We start from the raw sequence: 6,392 nt of genomic DNA on the forward strand, positions 1-6,392 counted from the left end.
TGGCGATGAAGGGTGGCGTGGCGGTCACGGTGCTCCCCTCAAAGATTGCCGGCGAACAGCTTGCGCAAAAACATTTTCTTGAAGCTGGTGGCGTCGTCCAGACCCAGCCGCTGCAGGTAGGCCGGCGGCGCCTCGCGCGTGCCGGCCAGGCTCTTGAGCACCATGGCGACCAGTTCCACGGGATGCCGCGTGGCCTGCTGCATTTTCCGCAGCGCGGTCACCATCTCGATCTCGCCTTCGGTCAGGTCGGTGCCGAAGGGAAAGTCGGGCAGCAGGCCTGATTGCCGCCAGGGCAACAGGCGGGCGTGCAGCACCTCAGGCAGGTTCTGGCGGTGCTGTTCCGGCACTTCATAGTTCGCGTCCAGCTTGCCGGCGGCCTTGGCCTGCGCCACCAGCGCGCCCTGGAAACGCGAATCGGCAATTGCGACCAGCCGTTTGACGACTTCACCGTCGGGCTGGGCCCGCAGGTCGGCCACGCCGTATTCGGTGATCACCACGTCGCGCAGGTGGCGCGGGATGGTGCCATGGCCGTAGTTCCAGACCAGCGTGCTGCGAAGGCCGTCCTTGTGCTCGTAGCTGGCGCGCAGCATCAGGATGGAGCGTGCGTCGGGCAGCGCATGCGCCATGGCCACAAAGTTGTACTGCCCGCCCACGCCGGAGACGACCTGGCCCGACTCCAGCCCGTCGGACACGGCAGCGCCCAGCAGCGTGACCATCATGGTGGTGTTCATGAAACGGGCCTTGCGGCGCTGCGCCGCCTTGAGCGCGCTGCGGCCGTAGAGCTGGTTGATGAAATCGATGCGCGTCATGGCGATGCGGGCCAGCGCCTCGGGTGGCATGTTGCGCAGCCCTTCGTAAAAATCGGTCGGGCCCAGGAAGAAGCCGCCGTGCAGCACCACGCCACCGGCCAGGCGCCGGCCCAGTCCGCCCGCGTCGCGCAGCGCCGTGCGCACCGCGGCCTCGTCCAGACGGTTGGCGATGCGCCGGCCCTGGACATCCAGGTCGCCGTCTGCCCTGAGGCTGACCTCGGCCGTGAGCACGCCCAGCACCTGCAGGAAGGCCAGGTCCTGCCCATCCAGCGCGGGCCGGATGCGACCGGCCTCCAGCAGCGCAGCCAGGGTATCCGGCGTCACGGCCAGGCCGGGGATCCGGCCCTCGTTGACCAGGCGCTGCACGGCCTCGTCGTCAAACACCTCGCGGCGCAGGATGCCGGCCTGCATGAGCTGCAGAAAGCCGTTGACGAACATTTCCGAGCAGCCGTAGAGGCCTTGCGCAAAGCCGCCCAGTTCGCGGCCGTCCAGGCCGCCGGGGCAGAGGGCGGCCATGATGCGGCGGTAGTCGGCGTTGGCGCGCTCGCGCACGATCAGGGCTTGCGCGATCGCGTCGCCCAGCGCGCCAATGCCGATCTGCAGCGTGCCGCCGTCCGCCACCAGGCTGGCCGCGTGCAGGCCGATGGCGTAGTCAGCCGTGCCGGCCTTGCCATTGGGCGGCGCGAACAAGGTGTGCGTGGCGGCAGTGTCAGTCACCACCACGTCAAAAAAACCGGGCGGCGTGATTGCCGGCCCGGGCATGAAGGGCAGTTGCCGGTTGACCACGCCCACCTTCAGCAAGGGCCGGCCGCTTTCGGCCTGGCGCTGTGCCAGCTCAAACGTCACGTCGGGGTTGCTGGATAGCGAAAGCTCGGTGCCATCTGCGGTGTCACGGGCTGCCACCGCCTGCGCGATCAGGTTCACGCCGAGCACGCCCATGTCGCGCGCCACAAAGGTGTAGTTGGTCGAGATATAGGCCTGTTGCGCGCGCTCGTTGCCGAGATAGTCGCCGGTCTTGAAGAAGAACTCGCTGACGTCGATGTGCGGCGGCAGCGTGCCGGCACGCAGGTCCTTGACGTAGTCGAGGTCGGGGTAGTCCTTGAACACGCGCTCCACCAGCGGAGCCAGGAAGTGCTGCTCCAGCTCGCTGGCGCCTTCCGGCTTTTCCAGCGACAGCGCGGTGATGATCTTCAGGCGCCGGGGCTTCGCGTCGCCGCCCAGGGCCTTGATGCGGCGGTAGAGCAGGTTCACGAAGGGGTTGGGCTTGCCGATGCCCAGCGGCAGGCCGAGCACGATGTCGCCCTCCACCGTGGCCAGCACATGTTCCACCGCCTGTGCGAGCGTGGGGATGACGAGGGGTGCGGCCATGCGGCGTGTCAAATGGACTGAAGGAAATCGCGGATCGCGAACAGCGTGGCCTCCGGCGTCTCGCTCATCTGGTGGTGGCCCACCGGCAGGCTGGCGACGCTGACCCTTTTGCCACTGTCCCTGGCCTTGTCGACCAGGGCCTGCGCGGCCTTCGGCGTCGTCATCTGGTCCTGCGCGCCCAGCACGAATAGCACCGGGCAGCTGAGCTGGGCCATGGCGGCCTCGCCGTTGGCATAGCTGTCGCAGGCCTTGAAGCCGCGGTGGAACACATTGGCTTTTGTATTGCTGGCCAGCACGCGCCGGCCCAGCGCCATGCTGGCGCCATGCACCCAGCTGCCGGCGCCCAGCGGCGGCGCCAGGGTGCTGCGTGAAAACACATTGACCATGTTCAGCGCCTTCATCGGCTCGTTGAGTGCGGCATCGAGCAAAGTCTGCGAGACCTTCATGGGAAAAGCCGTGCCCACCAGCACCAGATGGCTCACTCGCTCTTTGAGCCGCGAAGCCGCTTCCAGTGCGATCAGCGAGCCCCAGCTATGGCCGACCAGGGCGGTGCGCCGCACGCCGGCGGCGTCCAGCAGTGCCGCGACAAAGTCTGCGGCTTCTTCCACCGAAGACGGTGCTTCGCCTGCGCTTTTGCAATGCCCGGGCAGGTCGACCGCCAGCACGTTCCAGCCGTGGTTGGCCAGGTAGCGTGTCTGGAAAATCCACACGCTGTGGTCGTTCAGCACGCCGTGGATAAATACCACCGTGGGTTTGGCGGTGTCAAAAGGCTTGCCGCCGGTGTAGCAATAGGTTTTGTGGCCGTTGACGTCGAGGTACATGTTCAGGCCCCCGCTTTCACGGCCGCTTTTTCAGCCGCCTTGAGGGCGCGCTTGAGGTCGTCCACCAGGTCGTCCGGGTCTTCCAGGCCGATGGACAGGCGTATCGTGCCCTGCGTGATGCCGCCGGCCGCCAGCGCCTCGTCCGTCATGCGGAAGTGGGTGGTGCTGGCCGGGTGGATGACCAGGCTGCGGCAGTCGCCGACATTGGCCAGGTGGCTGAAGACCTTGAGCGCTTCGATGAAAGCCTTGCCCTGCTCGCGGTTGCCCTTGATGTCGAAACTAAACACCGAACCCGCGCCGCGCGGCAGCAGCTTTTTCGCGAGCGCGTGGCTGGAATGGGATTCGAGCATGGGGTGGCCCACGCGCGAGACCAGCGGATGGCTGGCCAGGAATTGCACGACTTTTTCGGTATTGCCCATGTGCCGCGCCATGCGCAGCGGCAGGGTTTCTATGCCCTGCAGGATCAGCCAGGCCGTGTGCGGGCTCATGCAGGCGCCGAAGTCGCGCAGGCCCTCGCGCCGCGCGCGCAGCAAAAAGGCGCCCACCGTGCTTTCCTCGCTGAACACCATGTTGTGGAAACCGTCGTAGGCTTCGGTCAGTTCGGCGAATTTGCCGGATTTTTCCCAGTCGAAGCTGCCGCCATCGACCACGATGCCGCCGATGACGGTGCCGTGCCCGCTCAGGAACTTGGTGGCCGAGTGGTAGACCAGGTCGGCGCCGTGCTCAAAGGGCTTGATCAGCCAGGGCGAGGTCAGGGTGGAATCCACCAGCAGCGGCACACCCGCCTCATGGGCCAGGGCCGCCACCGCCGGGAGGTCCAGCACGTCCAGCCCGGGGTTGCCCACGGTCTCGCCGAAGAACAGCTTGGTATTGGGCCGGACCGCGGCGCGCCAGCCGTCCAGGTCGCCCGGCTTCACGAAAGTTGTGTCGATTCCGAAGCGGCGCATCGTGTAGTGCAGCAGGTTCTGGCTGCCGCCGTAGAGCGCCGTCGAGGCCACGATGTGCGAGCCCGCGCCCATCAGCGTGGCGAGGGACAGGTGCAGCGCGGCCTGGCCGCTGGCGGTGGCGATCGCGCCTATGCCGCCTTCCAGCGCCGACACCCGCTGCTCCAGCACCGCGTTGGTCGGGTTGCTGATGCGCGAATAGACGTGGCCCGCGCGCTCCAGGTTGAACAGGCTGGCCGCATGCTCGCTGGATTCGAAGACGAAGGAGGTGGTCAGGTGGATGGGTACGGCGCGCGCGCCTGTGGTGGGGTCGGGCGCGGCGCCCGCATGCAGCGCCAGGGTGTCGAATCCGGGATCGGAATAACCGGGCATGGGTTTGTCTCCAGTCAGAAAAAAGTGGCTGTACGCGGGGAAATTGTTGCAACCAGCCGTTTGATTGTGGGCTATATTTAAACTGAATTCCCCCTCCCACCGCGCGGCAGTGGGACAATGAGGGCCATGTTGGCAGCACAACCGAGGAGATCGCCATGAAGGTTCTAGACATACTGCGCGTTAAGGGCAACACGCTTTACACCGTCCAGCCTGACGAACCCCTGGCCAAGGCCACCCAGATCATGGCCGACAAAGACATAGGCTCGCTGGTCGTCATGGAGCACGGCGACCTGGTCGGCATGCTGACCTTTCGCGAGGTCATCGTCTGCATCGTCAAGAATGGCGGTGAGATCGGCAGCACCCTGGTGCGCACCGCCATGGACGACCACCCGCTGACCTGCACCTCTGAAACCGAACTCGACGAGGTCCGCCGCATGATGCTGGAGCGCCACGCGCGCTATATGCCCGTGATGAACCAGAAGGTGCTGATGGGCGTCATCAGCCTCTACGACGTCGCCAAGGCCGTGGTCGACAGCCAGAACTTCGAGAACAAGATGCTCAAGGCCTACATCCGCGACTGGCCGGCCGAGGACGCCGCCGACCACAACTGAAGAAGCCGGCGGCCGGCATCCTGCCGGGCTGCCCATTTTGAAACAATAAACAACAAGCCGGTGCGCAAGGCATCGGGATCAGCGGGGAGCAGGGGTGAGCGACAAGCGTGACGCCGGCGGGCAGCTGTTTTACGCATCCCTGTTTTTCTCCCGGCTGGCCGACCAGATCCTGCTTTTCCTCGTGCCCCTGGTGGTGTTTGAAACCACCGGCAGCGTCGCGTGGTCCGGCATCGCCTTCACCCTCGAGACCCTTCCGCGCTTCCTGGCCTTTCCGGTCTGCGGCGCACTCTGCGACCGCATCTCACCGCTGAAGCTGCTGCGCATCAGCCAGCTGTACCGCGCGCTGGTGTGCATCGCCGGGGTCATCGCCTTTCAGTGGGCGGGCGGCGTCGGCTGGCTGATCGCGCTGTCGGCCGTCTGCGGCGTGCTGACGACGCAGGGCCTGATGGCCCGCGAGGTCATGCTGCCGCAGATCTTCCGCCAGCATCGTTTTGAAAAAGTGCTGGCTCATGCGCAGATCGCCGACCAGCTCGGCATGGTGCTGGGCCCCTTGCTGGCCTCGCTGCTGCTGCGCTGGATGCCCTGGCCCATGGTGGTCGGCGCGACGGCGGTGTTCTTCCTCATGGCCGACGGCGCCGTGACCTTGTGGAAGCGTCAAAACACCGTCACCCTGTCCGCACCCGAACCTGCACCGGGCCACTGGACCGCGCCCGTCCGCACCGCGTTCTCTCACGTACTGCATTTGCCCGGCCTCAAGAAAGTCATCGCACTCGCGGCCGGCGTCAACCTGGTCATAGGCGTCACGCTGGCCACCTCGGCCGCCATGGTCACCGGCCTGCTGCAGCGCTCCGCCGGCGACTACGCCGTGCTGCAAACGGCAGGCGCGATCGCCACCGTCATCATCCTGCTGTTCATCGCACGCAGCGTGCTGTCCTTGCGCACCCTGGGCCTGGTGTCCTATAGCGTGATGCTGGCCGGTGGGCTGCTGACGGGGCTGGCGGGCAACTTCTGGGTCTATACCGCCGGGTTTTTGCTGGTGATCGGTTTTGACAAGATGTTCAATGTCTACATCCGCAGCTTGCGGCAAAAGCTCATCCCGCCCAAGGACCTAGGCAAGACCACCGGCGTGATCGTGATGCTGAACAATTTGTCGCAGCCGCTGGCGGGGATGCTGGTGGGGGTGTTTGCCGGGGTGATGGAGGGGCGGGGGGTGATTTTGGGGTTGGTGTTTGTGATGGGGTTGATTGGGGGTTTGGTTGCTTGGAGTGGGAAGGGGCGTTGAGTCGGGTCTGTCCTGACCGTGCGCTGTTGCCCTTTGCTGAGGGTTGCTGGCCGGGGGTAGCCCGGCGGCTACTCACTTTTCTTTTGCTTCGCCAAAAGAAAAGTAAGCAAAAGAAAAGGCGACCCTGGTTGCTGCGTCCCTGCGCTTCGCTACGGGCAACCTGCGGTGCTCGGTCCAGACGGGGT

General features: G+C 65.7%; 5 protein-coding genes. 2 read left to right on the forward strand and 3 right to left on the reverse strand.

Going from position 1 to position 6,392, the window contains the following annotated elements:
- Window positions 1-38 precede the first annotated feature (38 nt).
- The 3 genes from AC1D1F_RS19540 to AC1D1F_RS19550 are packed head-to-tail and all read right to left on the reverse strand — an operon-like array spanning window position 39 to window position 4,314.
- Complete coding sequence (locus AC1D1F_RS19540) at window positions 39-2,177, reverse strand: acetyl-CoA hydrolase/transferase C-terminal domain-containing protein (RefSeq protein WP_477676583.1); 2,139 nt, start codon at window positions 2,175-2,177, stop codon at window positions 39-41.
- An 8-nt stretch (window positions 2,178-2,185) separates the two neighbouring features.
- Complete coding sequence (locus tag AC1D1F_RS19545) at window positions 2,186-2,998, reverse strand: alpha/beta fold hydrolase (RefSeq protein WP_477676584.1); 813 nt, start codon at window positions 2,996-2,998, stop codon at window positions 2,186-2,188.
- Window positions 2,999-3,000: 2 nt separating this feature from the next.
- Window positions 3,001-4,314, reverse strand: coding sequence for an O-acetylhomoserine aminocarboxypropyltransferase (locus AC1D1F_RS19550; protein ID WP_477676585.1), 1,314 nt, complete (start codon window positions 4,312-4,314; stop codon window positions 3,001-3,003).
- 155 nt (window positions 4,315-4,469) lie between these two features.
- On the opposite strand from AC1D1F_RS19550, the gene AC1D1F_RS19555 reads away from it, so the two are divergent.
- Window positions 4,470-4,925, forward strand: coding sequence for a CBS domain-containing protein (locus AC1D1F_RS19555; protein ID WP_436157649.1), 456 nt, complete (start codon window positions 4,470-4,472; stop codon window positions 4,923-4,925).
- 94 nt (window positions 4,926-5,019) lie between these two features.
- Window positions 5,020-6,207: an MFS transporter gene (locus AC1D1F_RS19560; RefSeq protein WP_477697431.1), complete on the forward strand. Its 1,188-nt coding sequence runs from the start codon at window positions 5,020-5,022 to the stop codon at window positions 6,205-6,207.
- Window positions 6,208-6,392: the final 185 nt, after the last annotated feature.

This window comes from Polaromonas sp. P1_H6 (assembly GCF_056405195.1).

Coding starts and splice junctions, on each gene's coding strand:
- AC1D1F_RS19540 (WP_477676583.1), bottom strand. CDS start 2,177: ATGGCCGCACCCCTCGTCATCCCCACGCTCGCACAGGCGGTGGAACAT.
- AC1D1F_RS19545 (WP_477676584.1), bottom strand. CDS start 2,998: ATGTACCTCGACGTCAACGGCCACAAAACCTATTGCTACACCGGCGGC.
- AC1D1F_RS19550 (WP_477676585.1), bottom strand. CDS start 4,314: ATGCCCGGTTATTCCGATCCCGGATTCGACACCCTGGCGCTGCATGCG.
- AC1D1F_RS19555 (WP_436157649.1), top strand. CDS start 4,470: ATGAAGGTTCTAGACATACTGCGCGTTAAGGGCAACACGCTTTACACC.